The organism is Mesorhizobium sp. WSM2561 (assembly GCF_000513915.1).
GTDB lineage: Bacteria > Pseudomonadota > Alphaproteobacteria > Rhizobiales > Rhizobiaceae > Mesorhizobium > Mesorhizobium muleiense.
Genome location: NZ_AZUX01000004.1, coordinates 238,287 through 256,252, shown reverse-complemented (window position 1 = coordinate 256,252; position 17,966 = coordinate 238,287). Strand labels below are relative to the sequence as shown.

The window sequence follows — 17,966 nt, the reverse complement described above, 5'->3', positions numbered from 1 at the left end:
ACCGAACGTCGCATCGCGCGGCTGAAGGAAGAGCAGGAGCGACTGCAGCGTGCGCTGGAACAGGCGCGCCGCCGCGTCGGGGTGGATGGCGATGATGTCCGGCGCGTGGTTGAGATCGCATTGAAGGCCGACAACGCAGCGCTTTCGCCCGGACATTTCAGCGTCCCCGAGGCAGTCATGCTCGACCCGGATCATCCCTCTTTTGCCAAGGATGCAAGCTGGGCCTCGCTATTCGATGAACTGCGGCCGGGTAGGCCTGCCCGGCCCAAGGATCGTGCGAGATGGCGTCGCGAAACGCCTGTACGCGGGCTTGTCTTCCAGCCTCCCCGCATCATTGAAGGAGAGCCCGAGCCGCAGGACGTCGTTCAGCTTCATCTTGAGCATCGCTTGGTCAAGCGACTGATTTCGCGCTTTGCGTCGCAGGGCTTTCGCGCCGATGTCGGCCGGATCACGGCGATCGCCGGGCCGGGCGCGCAGCCCCGCGTCGTGCTCATCGGCCGCCTCTCGCTGTTCGGGCCAGGCGCGCGACGCCTTCATGAAGAGATCATTCCGATCACCGCTGCGTGGCGCGATAGCCGCCGAGACGAAGCCCCGCTCGCGCCCTTCGCTCAAGCGGGTGAAGCGGCGACGATCGCGCAACTGGACGACGCCTTGCGCGACGGAGCCGCACTCGGCTCGGGCGTGATCGCCCGGCTCGCCGCGTCGGCGGGGCGCGACATCGCCGATCTGCGGCCGCATCTGGAGGCGCGGGCGGCAGAGTTGGAGGCTGCGGCCAAGACCGAGCTCGCCGAAAATGGTCGCCGCGAGGGGGATGAAATGTCTCTGCTGCTCCGCCGCCAGATCGACAAGGTGCGCCAGGCGATGCGTGAGAAACAGCCTCCCGCGCAGATGGAGTTTGACCTTTCATCGGATGAGCAGCGGCAACAGGCGGAAAAGGAGACGAGGCAGTTCGAGGCAGACCGCCGATCATGGGACGGCAAGCTGCTGCGCCTGCAGGATGATCTCGAACATGAGCCTCAAAATGTGCGCGACGGGTATGAGGTGCGCGCGCGCCAACTGGAACCGCTCGGCCTCATCTATCTCTGGCCGGCCACGAACTGAGCAGCAGCATGGCATTTCACGGACACCTCGACGAAACCACGGAATGGCTGAACTACCTCCAGCCGGAAGGGTTGGTTGTCGGCGCAAACGTTCTGCGCGAACGCGCCCTGACGCCCATCAGGCAAACCCCCGTCGACACAGAGGAAGCGCAGCAGGCGCTTGGGCTGCCCGATAGCGCCGAGCGTGAAGATGATCGTCACTTCGTCTTGCGTGATCCCTGGGCATTCTTCGAGCGTGTGCTGCAGTGGCCTGTCAAGCTCGTCGCCGGCAGTCCGAACGGTCCGGGAGTGCCCGTGGACCTTGCCAGAACCGTTCCCGAACATGAGACGCTGCTTTCCCCGGACATGGCGGTCCTCTGGAATGGTGCGGGTGAAGATGGCGTGCCGGCGCAGACGCTGGTCGGCCTGCACCCTTCGCTCGATCCCGACGGACGCAACCAATTCGGCGGTTCTGAATGGGAGGCGAGCCCTCACCAGAGGTTGGAGCGGCTGCTGCGCGAAACCGGCGTTGGCGTGGGAATCCTCGTCGCCCGCAACACGCTGCGCCTGATCCATGCACCGAAGGGCGAGACGGCCGGCTGGATGTCCTGGCCGCTGGCCGCGCTCGGCCGCGTGGAGGGGCGGCCAATGCTCGCTGGTCTGAAGCTTTGTCTCGGGCGGAACGCTTTTTTCACCGGCGCGCCGGATGCGCGTTTGCGGCCACTGCTGAAAGCCTCGCGCGAAGCCCAGAATGAAGTTTCGGAAAAGCTGTCCGGCCAAGTGCTCGGCGCCCTGCACGAACTGCTGCGAGGCCTCCACCGCGCGGCACCCGACAGGATCGAGGCGCTGGCGGAAAGCGAGCCGCATCACCTCTACGAAGGCCTGCTAACCTGCCTGATGCGGCTCGTCTTCCTGCTATACGCGGAAGACCGCGACCTGCTGCCATCCTCGACCGATACGCAACTCAAGCACCTCTGGGAGAGCGGCTACTCGGTCAAGACGCTTTATGGTCGGCTGCTCGTCGACGAAGCGCTGAACCCGGACACGATGGACGAACGTCGCGGCGGGTGGGGCCAGCTTATGGCAGTCTTCCGGCTCGTCCATGACGGCTATGGCGACTGGGTGGCACGGCGCGGCGGCAAGCTCTTCGATCCTGATGTCTTTCCGTTCCTGGAAGGACGAGACAAGGGAAGCGACCGCGGTGATGCGCAGGTGCTGCCGGTCTCCGACGGTGTAATCCTGCGCATCTTGCACGGGCTGATGACCGTCGATGGGCGGAGCCTGACTGGCGAGAAGATCCGCGAACGCCTGTCCTACCGATCGCTCGACGTCGAAAGCATCGGCTCGGTCTACGAGACCGTGATGGGCTTCACGACAGCGCGGGCAACCGAGCGTATGGTTGCATTGCGCGACGAGAAGAAACTCCCGACCTTCGTCGGCCTCGACAGCCTGCTCGCGCAAAAGCCCGGCGATCGTCAGAAATGGCTGAAGGACCTGGCGATCAAGCTATCGGCAAAGCAAATCAAGGAGCTCAAGGAGGCGGCCGATGTGCCAGCGCTGCTGGCGGCGTTCGGCGGCGCCGTCGATCAGCGCGCCTCGCCCGGCAGCTTGCTGCTTGGCGCCGGCGCGCCCTACCTCCAGCCGACTGAGGAGCGCCGCCGCTCAGGCTCCCATTACACGCCGCGTTCGCTGACCGAGCCGATCGTTCGCTATGCACTGGAGCCGGCCTTTGAGCGGATCGGCGCAAACGCCTCGCCTGAAGCTGTGCTGTCCCTGAAAGTCTTGGATCCGGCCTGCGGCTCCGGCGCCTTCCTGGTCGAGGCCTGTCGGCAATTGGGCGCCCGGCTGGAACAGGCCTGGGATATGCACAAGGCGGAGAAGCCGACGATCCCGGCGGACGAGGACGAGGCGACGCATGCGCGCCGGCTGGTCGCGCAGCGCTGCCTTTACGGTGTCGACCGAAACCCTATGGCGGTCGATCTTGCCCGTCTATCGCTCTGGCTGGCGACGCTGGCGCGCGAACACGAGTTCAGCTTCCTCGACCACGCGCTAAAGGCGGGCGACAGCCTTGTCGGCCTCACCCAGCGCGAGATCACCGCCGCCAACTGGGATGCGTCGAAGCCTGGCCTGCCGCTCTATCGAAAGCTGATCAAGGAGGCGGTCGAGAAGGCGCTTGTGGGTCGCGAGGCGATCCGCACCGCGCCGGACGACGTGACGCGCGCCGTGCAGGAATCGCGTCATCGCCGCGTGGTGGAGGAGGTCGAGCCGGCGCGCATCGTCGGCGATGCAGTCGTCGCCTCATTTTTTTCTGCCGACAAGCCCGCGGCGCGGGAGCATGCGCGGCAGACAGTGGAAAGCTGGATCACCGGGCATCTCAATCCGAAATGGGATCTGCTAGAGGCGAAGGCGAAAGCCTTCCGCGCCGAACAGGGCTGGCAGCCGTTTCATTGGGAGATCGAATTTCCGGAAGTCTTTGCGCGCGACAATCTCGGGTTCGACGCAATCGTCGGCAATCCGCCATTCGCCGGCAAGAATACGATCAGCGGTGCCTCCGGCCCGCGCTATCTCCCGTGGCTGCTACACTTGCATGTAGGAGCACACGGCAACGCTGATCTGGTCGCGCATTTCTTCCGCCGGGCGTTCTACCTGCTGCGCGCTGGCGGCGCATTCGGTCTGATCGCTACAAACACAATCGGCCAGGGCGACACGCGCCAGACTGGGCTGGCCGCGATAGTAAGGGATGGAGGAACCATTTTTCAGGCTCGCAAGCGCTACCAATGGCCTAACGAAAGCGCAGCAGTCATCGTTTCGATCGTCCATATCTTAAATGGAAGACCGTCGCGGCTACCAATTCTGAACGAACGGCAAGTCAGCCGCATCTCAGCATATCTAGTCTCAGGTGGCTCTGACGAAGCCCCAGCACAATTGGCCTCAAATTTCGGTAAGGCGTTTATTGGCCCTTACATTCTTGGCATGGGCTTACCTTCGACGACTCAGCGGCGGCGAAAGGAGAAGCAGAAAGCATTGAAACCATGCGCGCCTTAATCACCAAAGATGCAAGAAATGGGGAGCGTATTCGGCCATATCTGGGTGGTGAGGAGGTCAATACATCACCAGCGCAATCGTATCACAGGTTTGCTATCGATTTTGAGGACTTTCCGCTTCGGCGGAGCGACGAACTGGTGAGTTGGGGGGAAATGACATCTAAGCAAAAAGAGGAAGCGCTAAGAGAGGGCGTCGTTCCGATAGACTATCGTGGACCAGTGGCAGCGGATTGGCCAGATCTCCTTGCGATAGTCGCGAGCCGGGTTAAACCATCTCGCGACAAGCTTGGTAATAATCCGGATGCCAAGCGTCGCAAGCGATTCTGGTGGCAGTACGGTCGGAGAACTACCGGTCTAGAGAACGCTAGCCAAGGCCACTCAGTTATCATAGGACGCTCAATGGTTTCCGGACAGTGGTCATTTGCCCGCATTCCAGCTCAGCAGATAAATGCTTTGACCATCGTTTCCTTTCTGTATCCAAGCTTCTCTCCCTTTTCTGTCCTTCAATCGCGCATACACGAGATTTGGGGGAGGTCATTCTCGTCGTCGATGAAGGACGATCTGCGCTATGCGCCTTCCGACTGCTTCGAGACCTTCCCGTTTCCACTCTGTTACGAGACGGACCCCAAGCTGGAGGTCGCGGGCCAGACCTATCACGACCACCGCGCCGAATTGATGATCGCCGCCAACGAGGGTATGACCAAGACCTACAACCGCTTCCACAAGTCGGAAGAACGCGGCGCAGCGATAGAGCGTTTACGCGACCTCCACGACGACATGGACCGCGCCGTGCTGCGCGCCTATGGCTGGGACGATCTCGCAGAAACGCTTCGACCGCAATTCCTCACGCCAGAGACCGAAGACGACCACACCTACCAGAACCGCTACTTCTGGCCGGCAGACCAGCGCGACCTCGTCCTATCTCGCCTCCTCGCTCTCAATGCCGAGCGCCATACCGAAGAAGTCGCTGCCGGTATCGCACCGGCGAGCGGCACACGCCGTGCGACTGAAGAGGGCGAAGATGAAGCGCAGGATAGTCTTGATCTCGACTGACGAATTGTTTCCGGATGCCAGTCATGTCGGGTTGCTCCCGACCGTTTAGCTGGATACGCTTTGCACGGGTCGAGGGGGAAGCAATGGACGATTCGGGAAATAGCGCGTCGGCGAGTCCAATCGCGCCGCTCGTCGATCGTCTGACCACGTTGCCTAAGCCGGTGAGGGCTGTCGAGGCGCGTGAGCGGCTTCTCGACATGCTGCGCCGCGATCTCGTGGGCCCGCATCCAGATTTCGACCCCGACCTCGAACGGGAGGTGCTGTCCGGCACGAGCCCGTCCACCTGGTACCTGACCGGCTATCTCGGTCCCAAGCGGCAAGGTGCCAAGGCCCGTCGCGCGGAAGCCATCCTCGGCGCCGCCACTGCCGGGGAAGAACAATCCGAACTGCTGTTGGAAACCCAACGCGGCACAGAAGACATGGAGCAAGGGGCGACTGGCAAGGGCGGCGCGCCGGACGAGGGGGCTGCGGATCGGCCGCCCGCTCGCTCGTTCGAGCCGTCTTCACTTGGTCTGACCGTGCTGCTGCCGCGCGGTGCGCGTTCCCTGGCGGCGCGCGTCACCTGGGGCGACTATGTGACCGAGCCGCGCCTCGAAGACGCGGTGTTTCTGCCGGATGCCCGCGAAGCTGCTGAAGCGGCCGGCGAGAAGACGAAGGAGCCGCCCAAGAGTTCAGTCGACTGGCGGCGCATCCCGCGCGAGGAGCGCCTGACGATCCCGCTGGATGGCAACGGCGATGGCGCGCCCCGGATGATCCTGGTGTCGAACAGCGCCGCGCCGATGGCGCCCGGAGGCGGGCTGCAGCTTGTCGTCTCTGCGCGTCCGACGAGGACCGCAGGAATCGATGGCGTTCACCGCGATCTCCTCGCCGTTTCGGTTTTCCTGGTCAATGCGCGAACGGAGGCGCTGCGGCGTTTCGGCGACGTCGCCGGTTGCTTTCAGGCCCGCCTCCAACTCGATTTCGCCGACGGTTTCGAGCCGCGCGACGACCGCGCCTCCTACGATGCCAAAGATTTCGACGAGCGTCTGGCGGATCTGCACTACCGCGACGTCTGTTCTTACGCGGTCGGGCACAATACGTCCGGGGATTGGGCGAAGGCTGATCCGGAAGGCCAGGTGACCACTGTCTTCACCAATCCAGTTCCCTGCCAGGAAGTGGAAAAGCTCGGCGCCGATATGGACGCTCCAGGCGTCGAGCGCGTAATGGAAGCGCTGGCTGGTGCCGCAGGCGACGTGTCAACGCTCAGCGCGGCGCTGGCAGGATTGCCTGTCGGATACGCAGCTTGGGCGACCGAACAGGCCAAATTGGTCGCCGGGATTGAGGGCCAGCACCGACAAGCGACCGCAGACATATGCCTGAAGAACATTGAGGCGGCGCGACGCCGTATCGAAGGCGGAATAGCGCGTCTGCTCGCCGATCCCGTGAGCCGCGAGGCCTTCGCGATCATGAACAGGGTGATGGATCGGTCCAATCGCCAGCGAAGCTCGTCGATCAACGGCAAGCCGCCTCAGGATCAGAAGGCCCCGACCTGGCGCCTTTTCCAACTTGCCTTCGTTCTGCTCAATCTGGAGGGCCTGGCCGACCCGACGCATGCTGACCGTCCCATCGTCGATCTGCTGTTCTTCCCGACAGGCGGCGGCAAGACCGAGGCCTATCTCGGCCTCGCAGCCTTCGCCATCGCGCGTCGCCGCCTGGACAATCCCGGTCTGGATGGTGCCGGACTGTCGGTTGTCATGCGGTATACGCTCCGCCTGCTCACGCTCGATCAGCTGCAGCGCGCCGCCGGCCTCGTCTGCGCGTTGGAACTGGAGCGCCTGTCCGGAAAGCGGCTAGGAACGTGGCCGATCGAGATCGGTCTGTGGGTGGGAAGCGCGGCGACCCCGAACAATCTTGGCAGCAGCAGGAATGCCAAAGAGGGCACCGCTTACTACTGGCTCAGGGAGCATCGGTCGGGTCGCGGCCCTGCGCCGGCGCCTCTCAAGTCTTGCCCGTGGTGCGGCTCCGGCTTCAAGGCGGACAGTTTTCATCTCCACCCGAACGGTACAATGCCCCAGCGTCTCGACATTCGCTGCCACAACGTTGACTGCGATTTTTCCGGTTCGGACAGGCTGCCGATCGTGGTGGTCGACGAGGAGATCTATCGCCGCCTTCCGGCCTTCATGATCGCGACCATCGACAAATTCGCGAATGTGCCGTGGAACGGCAAATCCGGCGCGTTCTTCGGTCATGTCGAACGCCACGATAACACCGGGTTCTACGGTGCAGATTTGCCCACCAGCGGGCAACGCCTCGATCGTCCCCTGCGGCCGATCGATCTCATCATCCAGGACGAGTTGCACCTGATCTCCGGGCCGCTTGGAACGATCGCCGGCCTCTACGAAACCGCGTTCGATCTTCTCGCGTCGCGCACGATTAACGGCGAGCGGCGCGGACCCAAGATCGTTGCCTCGACGGCGACAGTGCGGCGCGCCGAGACGCAGATCCGCAACCTGTTCGGGCGTTCGAAAACGGCGATCTTCCCGCCGCCCGGCGTTGGCCGCGACGATTCGTTCTTCGCGAAGATCGATCGAGATACGCCATCCCGGCTGTATGCGGGTATCGCATCTCCTGGGCGCGGTCCAAAGCTGGTCTTTCTTCGCACTTTACAGACCCTACTCTCGGGCGCTGCGGCGCTGTCCACCGGCGCGAAGGACGACCCGGCCGATCCGTATCTGACGGCGCTCTGCTATTTCAACGCGCTGCGCGAACTCGGCGGAGCACGACGCATCGTCGATGACGAGGTTCGCGCGCATCTCACCGCCTACGGCTCCAGCCGGGCGCGGCGCGAGCCGGCCGGCAATCCCTTTGCCGACCGAGCTTTGCGAGAAATTCAGGAGCTCACGTCGCGATACAGCACCGACCAGGTTTCCGAAGCTCGAACGCGGCTCGGATATCCGGCCCTCGAAAAGAACGCCGTCGACGTCGCGCTCGCGACCAACATGATCTCAGTCGGCCTCGACATCGGTCGGCTTGGGCTGATGGTGGTTCAGGGGCAGCCGAAAACGGCTGCCGAATACATCCAGGCCACCTCCCGCGTGGGGCGCGAGGCGCTCAAGCCCGGGCTTGTCGTGACACTGCTCAACATTCACAAGCCACGCGACCGGACACATTATGAGCAGTTTCGCGCCTTCCACATGAGCTTCTACCGGGCGGTGGAAGCGACGTCCGTCACGCCTTTCGCGCCCAGAGCGCTCGACCGCGCTCTTGCTGCGACGCTGGTCGCGGCGGCGCGACACGTTGAGCCGGTGCTGACGCCCAAGAATGCAGCCGCCGACATCGCCGCAAACGATCGCGCCTTTGCGGACGTAAAGGCCGCCTTTTCCGAGAAGATGCGGGTTGCCGAGCAGGACGCCGAGACCGTGCAGCGGTGCCTCGCGCGTTTGGATGACTTACGAGACGCTTGGGTCGAGATTGCCGAGAGGCAAACGAAGAATGGCGAGAACTTCGCCTATGACGGCGAAGAACCAGTTCGAAGGCTTTTGCAAGATCCATTCGGGAGGCGGGTGACACAACCACCCAATCGGGCATGGTTCGTTTCCGGCCGGTCCATGCGCGATACGGAGCCGGTGGCCCTTCTCAAGCTGAGAAACCCTGACGGCAGACCCTTTTAGGAACACGATGGCCGACGTTACGCAAAGCTTCAGTCAAATCCTACTGACCTACGGTCCGGGTGCGATGCTCGACCTCCCCGACAACGCGGTCATCGTCTCGGGCCTGCAAGGGTGGCGGTACGCCGGCGAATGGCAGCCGGTCGCTGAAGATCGTCTCGTCCCGCTTCTTAGGCAGCAACTCGGCGACAAGCTTGCCGCGGATTTCCAAGGGCTGCGCCAACCCCCGGCCCAGGACGAGGAACGACGCGACGAGAGGGCGCCCGGTGTCGAGGTGCAGATCTTCCCGACCTGGTTCACCGTGGACGAACTGAAGCAAGCGGGCGGTGGGGGGGCCGACGACGGGCCTGCGCCAGGAGCCATAGAGAAGCGGAGGCGGATGGTCGAGTATTCCGACCTCACTGTCACGCAGGCAGGCAAGCTCTCATACAAGGGCGACGGAAAGAGGGCCGAGGTCAATCCCGTCCGCTTTGTCGCCGCCTGCGCCAAGGGCCATCTGCAGGACATCAATTGGCGGTTCCTCGCCCATCGGAATGGGGACCGGACATGTCGCAAGCCGCTCTATTGGGTCGAGCGCGGCGTAAGCTCGGACCCTTCGGATATCTCGATCAGGTGCACCTGCGGCTCGTCGGTGACGCTTGGAGATCTCTATAAGCCGAAGTTCCTTGGCAAATGTGATTGCCATAGCCCTTGGCTGCAGCCGCGCCGGCTACCGGATGAAATCTGCCCTGAAGAATTGCGGCTGCTTCCGCGCTCGGCGACCAACACCTATTTTCCGCAGACCGTCACGGTCATCTCGCTGACAAAGTCTGACAACAGGGTTCGTCAAACCATTCAGGAGCATCGGCCGACAATCGATAGCATTCGGGCTCTGCCAAATTTCCTGGACGTCCTCCGTTCGCTCCCAAACACACGGGAGGCTTTCGCAGAATTTTCCGACGACGAGATCCTGCGCGCGTTGCATAATGACGCCTCTGAACCTTCACCAACGGCGGCAAATCCGCGAATCGCAGAGTTCGATCTCCTTGCCTCGGGCGCACCGATCATTGGAAACGATGGTGCTGGGTCGTTTCTATTTGCCGAGACGATCGATCGAAACCGCCTCGACCTGCGCGCTCCCTGGAGCGAACTCCTGAAAGGGATCGTCAAGGTCCACAAGCTTCGCGAGGTCACCTGCCTCTACGGCTTCACCCGCCTCGAACCACCTCCGACGTCCGCGGAAAGTGAGCTCGACGAAATCCAGCTCGCCGTTGACGGTGCAGACCTCGCCCGCGTCGTCGACTGGCTGCCGGCACTGGAACAGTTCGGCGAGGGCATCTTTCTACACATCGCACCCGAGTATCTCCGACGGTGGTTGGACAAGCCGGCGGTTGGTGCGAGGGCAATGCTTCTGAAGGATGGCGAGCGTCGTGACGCTGAACGTTTCAACCGTCCGCCCATTCACCTCGGCGGCACCTATTGGGCCCTTCATTCGCTTTCCCACGCATTGATGGGTGAACTCGCCCTGGAGTGCGGCTATCCGTTGTCCTCGTTGAAGGAGCGGATCTATGCAAGCGGGACGGGACAGCCAGATCGATTTGCAATCCTCATCTATACGTCCACTGCTGGAGGGCAGGGGACATTGGGCGGACTGAGCAACATGGCGGAACATGTGCAGCGACTGTTGGAACGATCAATCACGAAACTGGACCTCTGCTCGAACGACCCGATCTGCGCCGAACACGGTCCTGACAACGATCATGATGACCGACCGCTCCACGGGGCAGCCTGCCATGCATGTCTCCTCATTCCGGAGACCTCGTGCGAGGCCCGCAACACACGATTGGACAGGAGCTTGCTGGTCGACACAGTTTTGGGGTCGACGCATGCGCTGTTCGCTGGGGGATCAAAGTGACGAGCCGCGAGATCCTCGCGGAGGCAGCGCAGATGCAAGATCGAGGCAGAAGCGCCTGGGGGGTTCCCGACAGCGAGGTGAGCGTCGTCCGCGACAACGCGAAGCAGCTTGAAGGCGGAATCGAGCGGGTTCGAGGAATAAATGGCAGGCACTGACATGCCGCGTCGCACGGCTCTGCCTGCGTCAACTGGTTACGCGGATCGTTGCGGGTCCGCTGGACGTTCGTTCGGATCGCACCAATAACGGTGAAGAATACAGGCTTGGGCCGGCTCGGCGTAGAAGGGGGAATTAGTGGTAGACGCGAATGAGGAAGGCGGGTCGCTCAGCTACACCGCGTCTCTGATCACACAGGGAAAGCACCGCTTCTACAGCTTAACCATACCCTCTGACGTGCTTGCGCGGACCTGCTTTGTCGTGGATCGTGATGAAGACCCGATTGCGGGGTTCCAACGGCTTCTGGACAAGGACCGAGCGCAGCAAATCGCCGACTACATCGATGCTGGGTTCGGGACAATCCCGACCTCCGTCGTGCTCTCGGCACAGAGCATTTCGCAATTCACCTACCAACGCAGTAAGAGGACAGTTCGCTTCCTGGAAAATCCTAAGTCTTTCCTCGTTCTTGATGGTCAGCACCGCATCTATGGCTTCCATCTGGCCAAATCCCTGCTTCGCGTGCCGGTGGTCATCTACAACGAGCTTACGCGCGTGGACGAGTCGCGTCTTTTCATTGACATCAACACCAAGCAAAAGCCGGTTCCCAACGAGCTTCTTCTCGACATCCGGAAACTCGCGGAATATCGGAACGACCTGGAGACCCGGCTCGGGGACATTTTCGACCTATTCACGACGGAGCCATCGAGCCCGCTGTTCGGGTCGATGTCGCCATCGAAACGGAAGAAAAACCAGATCTCGCGGGTGACATTCAATGCGGCCATGAAGCCGATCCTGGGCCTATTCGGAGAAGCTTCGTCATCGGAAATCTACCGGGTAGTGGCGGCCTACCTCACGGCCTTCATGGGCCAGGCCACAGAACGGAAACTGGAGGTAGACGTCGCGCAGCCGATCGCTTTTCGGGCCATACTCTCCATTTTCCCAGAGATTGCCCAAAGAGTTCGCGACCGTTTTGGGACCAATTATGCATCCGACGATTTCGCGGTGATCGTGTCGGATATGCTGAAGAGTGTGAAGCCTTCCTCCGTGAAGAACGTCGGCAACAGCGTCAGTTCTTACGCCAAGATTTTCATGGACGGGCTGAAAACGAAGTCGATCTTCTGATGGCACTCACCATCGTCGAGGCTGCCAGGTTGATGTGGTGTCCTGGTCTGGCGCAACTGACCGGGCAGCCCCGGGGGACAATTCATGATTGGCTGGCGACAGGAACCTACGCGCCGGCTGTAGCGAGCAAGAGCCTTGTGCTTTCCGGCATCCACACCCAGCGCTTTCTCGAAGCGTTGGGTGCCGACATCAATCGCACAGCTTCGGCGGCCAGCGAGACACTTAAGAACATCATGGAAATAGATGCCCTGCCCAAGTCGTTGGCGTGGCCTTATGTCAAGCTTTACTACGCTTCACTGTTCTACGCGCACGCAACCCTGCGTATTTGGGGCAGATCGCCGAGCTACTTCCGGACATTGGAGTTGATGCCTTTGCGCAACGCGCTTACGGCCTACGGGGTCGCCGCACCCTTTAAGGTTCAGACGGGGCAATATCTGTTGACGGCTCGTATGAAAGCATTTGCTGTCGACATGCTGCCCGACAGCAGCGGCGGCGGTTCCCATGAGTCCGTGTGGCGGGAGTTTCATCGGGCGCTTTCCGACCTTCAGGCGGCTGTCGCCAGCGCCCCATATCTAAACGCCGACAAGAAGAAGATCGAGGCCCAGTTGAAGTCCCTACTGGCCCTCATCTCCAAGAACGGTCGCAACTTGTCTTGGCCCTCCCAGATGAGGAACGACATCCAGTACCGGCAGGCGGAAGGGGTGTGGTATCCATACCAAGGCAAAACGAAGACCTCTGCCCTTCGACAGGAAGTCGCAACGCTGTACAGCGGGCAAGCGGACTTTTCCAAACTCATGTCCGGAACTGGAACTGATCTTGCTCAGCTTCGCTCGGCCTGCACCGCTATTATTTGCTTCGCCCGTGGGGTCATTGCCGACATGAGCGCAGTTGGTGGTTCAAGGAGCTTTCTGCGCCACGGCCAACGCAAGTTCGAGGATGCTATGGTAGATCATGCCTGATCGCTGCCGACGTCCCATGGTATTGTAGCTACAGTTGTAGCTACGCCAGGAGCCCGAAAATGGTCCTCAAATATGCACCACAGGATCCCGCTCTCGCCGCCTTCATCAAGCCAGCGGCGCAGCCAGCCCCACCAGCAGCGCTCGCCGCGCCATCGCCGGAGCCGTCCAGACCACAACCACCGGCGCCAGCCGCCTCTCCACCACCTGCCACTACGGGCAAAACACTCGTCAGCCTGCGCATCGACACCGATCTGCTCGCTGCCTTCAAAGCCAACGGCAAAGGCTGGCAAACCCGCATCAACGCAACACTGCGTACCGCTGTAGGAAAATAGCCCAGCGTCGTTTTTCCCACGCTGACCACCCGCATAGGGGAGGTAATCGACATAGAACCTGCACAATCTGGTGGCTGTTTTGGAAAACAATTTTCGACCACCGCAACCAAACCACCGGGTTTCTGCAGCTGGGAAATAATATGGAGTCCCACCGAGGGGTCCCCGTTCCGTTTGAAGCCTACCCGCCACCTCCGACCGAAACGCCAGACCAACTAACAAACCAGTGCGAAGCACGCCGTTCCTCTTCGTTCGCCGCAGCACATGCCGCTGCTCGTCGCAACCTTCGTGCGATATGCTGCATGCCATGTGCTGCTTGGGGTTGCGCATCATGCATCCCCCTCGGTTTCGGCCTCGGGCTGGTGCTCGATGGCTGGCCTGATCGACTGGCCCTGTATCTAATCGTAAAGGGCACGCAGTGGGTTTTCCGCGCCCAGGCTGAGCTTCTCCTTGAAGGCCTGGACATTGACGTGCTTGCCCAAAAGCTCAAGCCGCTTGATGCGGTCGCTGAACACGACCTCCCTCGTTACGCCGATCTTCGCCTTTCGCCCATCTGCGCCTGTCTCCCACAACTCATTGACCTTGATGCCGGCGATAAGTCCGCGCCTGAAAGGCAGCGGCCATGTCTCGACCGGCCTGAGCGTGCCATCGGCCTCAAACAAGTCGGCGACATCAGCCTGCACTTCCTCGACCAACCGCGCCAGAACGAAGTCCGCATCGATCTTAGCCCGTTCAGTCCGCTGAGCTTGAAGCTCCTGCACGCGCGTGACCACTTGGGATTTATGAAGCAGGGCATTGGCCTGCGAGGCCGCGCCCGTTGGCGAGTAGCCGGCTCTGATGGCAGCCTGCGTTCCGTTCAAGTCAACGACGTATTGTTCGGCGAAACGAGCTTGCTGCGCCGTGAGTTTGCCGTGCGGTTTGCCAGGCGGCCGGCTCGAGTTTGATCGAGAGGACATCCACGCAACAATAGCACCGCTGCGGCGGTCGCGTCCAAATTGTCGCTTCGAGCCGCGCAGCCGCGAAAAACGGCCCGCGCGGGCACCGAGAACCACATGAGGCTCTATCGCAAGCGGAAGAAGGGGCCGCATGAGGTTCTCCGCGCACCCGCTCGCTGAACTGTTCCCACCGCGCAAATTTGCGCACTTCCGCCAGCCAGGACGAGGCGGCGAAGAAGCTCAACGCTGCTGCCATGTTGCGTCGTCGCCCCGGCTGCCGGCTCAATGCGAGTGCTGCGGCCAGGAAGGGCGGACTCTTGGTGAGGCTGGCAGTATGGCCGCGTCGGCGGCCGCGGAGACAGGGACCGCACCGGATTCGACGGCCTTGACCAGCTCGCGCGTGCCGTGTTCGCGGACGGCCTTGGTTTGCTACACCCAGCGACGTGAGACGCCCATAGTACGACTTCGAGGCCACGAAATCATGTCTCATGTTACCTATGCGTTACCTGTGTGATTTTTCGGAAGCTGGTTGAATCGCCCAAGCCATTGATTTTATTGGCGCACCCGACAGGATTCGAACCTGTGACCTCTGCCTTCGGAGGGCAGCGCTCTATCCAGCTGAGCTACGGGTGCTTTCAGGATCGACGATCCGGAAAACGAACCAGCCGGTAAACCGGCCAGCCACGGCTTCTTAGCGGAAGCAGGCGCGGGCTTCAACGGGCAAGTGGCCGGTGGCAGGGCTGCGAACTCGGAATAATGCATTTTCCGGATTGCTCATTCCAGGGAAGCCCACGATCTGGAGCCTGCCATGACCCTCGAAGGTGCGAGAAGCCAAGGACAAAGGCCGGCAAACCTGCGGTTTTATCGGATGAAGAATGGCGCCGAAGCCTGAAATGAAAACCCGGCGGGCGGGCGCAAATCACACCATGAATAAATTCCTAGCATAATTGCCGTCACCTGTCAAGTTGAAACCACCGATCAAGAGCTCGCCCCCCGCCGAACGTCACGCCTCACTGCTCCCCGGCATACAGCAGCCGCGTCGTCGTGTTCGACGCCGGCGACAGGTTGCGCTGGATCAGCGCCTCGACGTGGTCGTTGCGCTGGCGCGCGCTGTCGGCGCCCATCACCACGAGGATCAGCCGGCGGCCGTCGGCATCGTAGGAGGTGACGATGTTGAAGCCGGAGGCTCTGATAAAGCCTGTCTTGATGCCGTTGACGCCGCGGACGCGGCCGAGCATGTCGTTGTGGCCGCGCACCAGCCGGCCCCGGAACATAAAATCGCTTTCGGAGAAATAGTGGAAATGCTGCGGGAAGCGGGCGCGCAGCGCCATGCCGAGCACCGCCATGTCGCGCGCGGTCGTCTGCTGGGCGACGTCCGGCAGGCCCGAGGCGTTGCGGAAGACGGTGCTGCGCATGCCGATCTGGCGCGCTTTGGCCGTCATCATCGCGGCGAACGCGTCTTCGCTGCCGCCGAGATATTCGGCGACGGCGACGGCCACGTCATTGGCCGATTTGACGGTGATCGCCCGGATCGCCGATTCGACGTCGATCGTCTCGCCGCGCCTGAAGCGCAGCTTGGTCGGCGGCTGCCTGGCGGCGTTGTCCGACACCGGGATCAGCGTCGTCTTGCTGACGCGGCCCTGCTCCAGTGCCTCGAACAGCAGGTAGAGCGTCATCATCTTGGTCAGCGAGGCCGGATAGCGCGGCGCCGTCGAGTTGGCCTCGAACAGCGTCCTGCCGCTGCCGCCATCGATGACGACAGCCGCATATTTCTGCGCCGGCGCCGGCACCGCCAGCATGGTCTCCGTCGGCGTCGTCGCGCAGCCGGCGACGAGCACCAGCAGCGCAAACGCCGCGACAAATTTCTGGAGGAGCGGAAAGTGGCGCGGTTTGGACATTCTGAAGGTAAGCTGTTGCTGAAACGAGTGGGAAACTAGCCTAACCCAATGGCGCCGTCCATTTGGTTAATGCCGGTCTTCACGGCAATCGCTTCGGGTTGAATTCCCGGCGTTGGCGCTGCCCCTCATTGCCCTGCCGGCATTGCGGCCAGTTTCTTTCTCCCCGTTTACGGCAGGGCTATCTCGGTGAAAGGCCGAGGCTTTCGCTCTACGATGGACCCCCACCCTAACCCTCCCCACAAGGGGGAGGGAACGCTGCCGCGCGCCTTTACTTTCCCTTGGGCGCGCCGGAAGGCAGGCAATTTGCCGAGGTCAGCGCCAACGGAAGTCTCCCTCCCCCTTGTGGGGAGGGGTTAGGGGTGGGGGTACATCGTAGAGCAAAAGCCTCGGCTTTACCTGCGGTAGCGCTGCCCTTGTGGGGAGGGGTTAGGGGTGGGGGTGCGTCGTAGAGCGAAAGCCTCGGCCTCCACTGCGAAAGCCTCGAGGCGAGGGGTACGTCACCGGGCAAATGCGCCTCTGACATGCAAAGCCCATCACCCGGCTTGCGCAACCGGCGTCATGCGGCTTTGCTGGCGCCGGCAGAATCAGCAGGTGCGCCATGGATACGCTCACGATCAAGGCAAAAGGCATTTCGGTAACGGTCGATCTCACCGTCGGCCATCTCGCCGACATGACGGTCGATATCGACGGGCGGCGGCTAAAACCGCTGCATCGCGCGCCATGGATCGACGAGCCGCGCCAGACGCTGCCGCAGGACCTGCCCGCCGGCACCGTTCGCCTGTCCGGCGATTTTTTATGCGCGCCGTTTTCGCGCAGCGATGTCGAGGAAGCACCCCTGCATGGCTGGCCGGCCAACAGCCCCTGGGATGTCGTCGCCTCCGAGGCGACTGCCGACGGCTGGCGGGCCGTTTTCAGGCTGCAGCACAAGGTCTTGGGCGCGACGGTCGAAAAAATCCTGACCCTGCGCGACGACCATCCCTTTCTCTACCAGGAACATGTCTTTTCCGGCGGTTCGGGCGCGATCTCCGTCGCCCATCATCCGATGACGGTGATGAAGGACGGCGGCAGGCTCGCCTTCTCGCCGAAACGATTTGCGGCAACGCCGGACGACCCGCTGGAGCCCGATCCGGCCCGCGGCCGTTTTCTGCTCGCCTATCCCGCGCGGTCCGCCGACCTGACGCGCTTTCCCGCCGCCGATGGCGGCATCCTCGACCTGACCGACTACCGCATGGACCAGAGCCGAGAGGACTTCGTCACGCTGGTCGAGGCCGACCATGGCGGGCCGGGCTGGACCGCGCTGGCGCGAAAGGCGGAAGCCGATCTCGTTGTGGTGCTGAAAAACCCGGCCGAGCTGCCGGTCACCATGCTGTGGATCAGCAATGGCGGGCGCGACTACGCGCCGTGGAGCGGCCGCCATCGCGGCGTGCTCGGCATCGAGGACGGCCGCACCGCGCTCGGCCATGCCGCGTCGCTGGGCGACAACTGGCTGAAGCGGGAAGGGGTGGCGACCGCCTTTGCCCTTGGCGAAGGCCGCAACGTCTCGTTCCGCCACGTCATCGGCGCCATGCCCTTATTGGACGGCGAGCCGCCGCGCGACATCACAACTACGCAGGGGCATATGCGCCTTGCGGCCGCTGACGGTACGACGCGGGATGTCGCTTTCGACGGCGATTTCCTGAGGATTGGCCGATCGGTTCCTGGTTGATTGGGCTGGCCTGGGCGATTGCTTTAACTTGAATTACGCCTCACGGCCAGTTCTGGGGCGAGCGGCCACGTGCAGCTTTCCCTTCTCCCCTTGTGGGAGAAGGTGGCCGAGCGAAGCTCGGTCGGATGAGGGGTGTTCCAGCTTGGCA

At 62.3% G+C, this 17,966-nt stretch carries 11 protein-coding genes and 1 tRNA gene; 9 read left to right on the top strand and 3 right to left on the bottom strand.

The window, feature by feature from the left end:
- The first annotated feature begins 177 nt into the window (after positions 1-177).
- From M727_RS42315 to M727_RS39775, 8 genes are all read left to right on the top strand, one after another.
- The gene (locus M727_RS42315) at positions 178-1,101 is read left to right on the top strand and encodes a hypothetical protein (RefSeq protein WP_198032610.1); all 924 of its coding nucleotides are present in this window, start codon (positions 178-180) and stop codon (positions 1,099-1,101) included.
- 8 nt (positions 1,102-1,109) lie between these two features.
- Positions 1,110-4,124, top strand: coding sequence for a DNA methyltransferase (locus M727_RS36015; RefSeq protein ID WP_198032609.1), 3,015 nt, complete (start codon positions 1,110-1,112; stop codon positions 4,122-4,124).
- Positions 4,112-5,176: a type IIL restriction-modification enzyme MmeI gene (locus M727_RS42310; protein ID WP_198032608.1), complete on the top strand. Its 1,065-nt coding sequence runs from the start codon at positions 4,112-4,114 to the stop codon at positions 5,174-5,176. Before M727_RS36015 ends, M727_RS42310 begins: the two co-directional genes overlap by 13 nt.
- An 83-nt stretch (positions 5,177-5,259) precedes the next feature.
- On the top strand, positions 5,260-8,826 hold the full coding sequence (gene drmA, locus M727_RS0107770; RefSeq protein ID WP_156941496.1) for a DISARM system helicase DrmA: 3,567 nt from the start codon (positions 5,260-5,262) through the stop codon (positions 8,824-8,826).
- 7 nt (positions 8,827-8,833) lie between these two features.
- Positions 8,834-10,717: a DUF1998 domain-containing protein gene (locus tag M727_RS36010; RefSeq protein WP_051505551.1), complete on the top strand. Its 1,884-nt coding sequence runs from the start codon at positions 8,834-8,836 to the stop codon at positions 10,715-10,717.
- 291 nt (positions 10,718-11,008) lie between these two features.
- A complete protein-coding gene (locus M727_RS0107755; RefSeq protein ID WP_027152197.1) occupies positions 11,009-11,992 on the top strand; it encodes a DGQHR domain-containing protein in 984 nt (327 codons plus the stop codon).
- The gene (locus M727_RS0107750; RefSeq protein WP_027152196.1) at positions 11,992-12,951 is read left to right on the top strand and encodes a hypothetical protein; all 960 of its coding nucleotides are present in this window, start codon (positions 11,992-11,994) and stop codon (positions 12,949-12,951) included. The genes M727_RS0107755 and M727_RS0107750 overlap by 1 nt, the downstream gene beginning before the upstream one ends.
- A 59-nt stretch (positions 12,952-13,010) precedes the next feature.
- Positions 13,011-13,283: a BrnA antitoxin family protein gene (locus M727_RS39775; protein WP_084646664.1), complete on the top strand. Its 273-nt coding sequence runs from the start codon at positions 13,011-13,013 to the stop codon at positions 13,281-13,283.
- Between the two features lie 395 nt (positions 13,284-13,678).
- Here the strand turns inward: M727_RS39775 and M727_RS36005 are convergent, their stop codons facing one another.
- From M727_RS36005 to M727_RS0107730, 3 genes are all read right to left on the bottom strand, one after another.
- Entirely contained in the window at positions 13,679-14,413 is a 735-nt protein-coding gene (locus M727_RS36005) for a terminase small subunit (RefSeq protein WP_156941495.1), read from the bottom strand.
- 358 nt (positions 14,414-14,771) lie between these two features.
- Positions 14,772-14,848: transfer RNA gene (locus M727_RS0107735), tRNA-Arg, on the bottom strand.
- A gap of 377 nt (positions 14,849-15,225) precedes the next feature.
- Entirely contained in the window at positions 15,226-16,113 is an 888-nt protein-coding gene (locus M727_RS0107730) for a D-alanyl-D-alanine carboxypeptidase family protein (protein ID WP_027152195.1), read from the bottom strand.
- A 598-nt stretch (positions 16,114-16,711) separates the two neighbouring features.
- Here M727_RS0107730 and M727_RS0107725 point away from each other — a divergent pair.
- Positions 16,712-17,818: a hypothetical protein gene (locus M727_RS0107725; protein WP_027152194.1), complete on the top strand. Its 1,107-nt coding sequence runs from the start codon at positions 16,712-16,714 to the stop codon at positions 17,816-17,818.
- Positions 17,819-17,966 lie beyond the last annotated feature (148 nt).

Bases quoted from the DNA above. Each gene is read 5' to 3' on its own strand.
- M727_RS42315 (WP_198032610.1), top strand. From the start codon at position 178: ATGCTCGACCCGGATCATCCCTCTTTTGCCAAGGATGCAAGCTGGGCC.
- M727_RS36015 (WP_198032609.1), top strand. From the start codon at position 1,110: ATGGCATTTCACGGACACCTCGACGAAACCACGGAATGGCTGAACTAC.
- M727_RS42310 (WP_198032608.1), top strand. From the start codon at position 4,112: ATGCGCGCCTTAATCACCAAAGATGCAAGAAATGGGGAGCGTATTCGG.
- drmA (WP_156941496.1), top strand. From the start codon at position 5,260: ATGGACGATTCGGGAAATAGCGCGTCGGCGAGTCCAATCGCGCCGCTC.
- M727_RS36010 (WP_051505551.1), top strand. From the start codon at position 8,834: ATGGCCGACGTTACGCAAAGCTTCAGTCAAATCCTACTGACCTACGGT.
- M727_RS0107750 (WP_027152196.1), top strand. From the start codon at position 11,992: ATGGCACTCACCATCGTCGAGGCTGCCAGGTTGATGTGGTGTCCTGGT.
- M727_RS39775 (WP_084646664.1), top strand. From the start codon at position 13,011: ATGGTCCTCAAATATGCACCACAGGATCCCGCTCTCGCCGCCTTCATC.
- M727_RS0107730 (WP_027152195.1), bottom strand. From the start codon at position 16,113: ATGTCCAAACCGCGCCACTTTCCGCTCCTCCAGAAATTTGTCGCGGCG.
- M727_RS0107725 (WP_027152194.1), top strand. From the start codon at position 16,712: ATGGATACGCTCACGATCAAGGCAAAAGGCATTTCGGTAACGGTCGAT.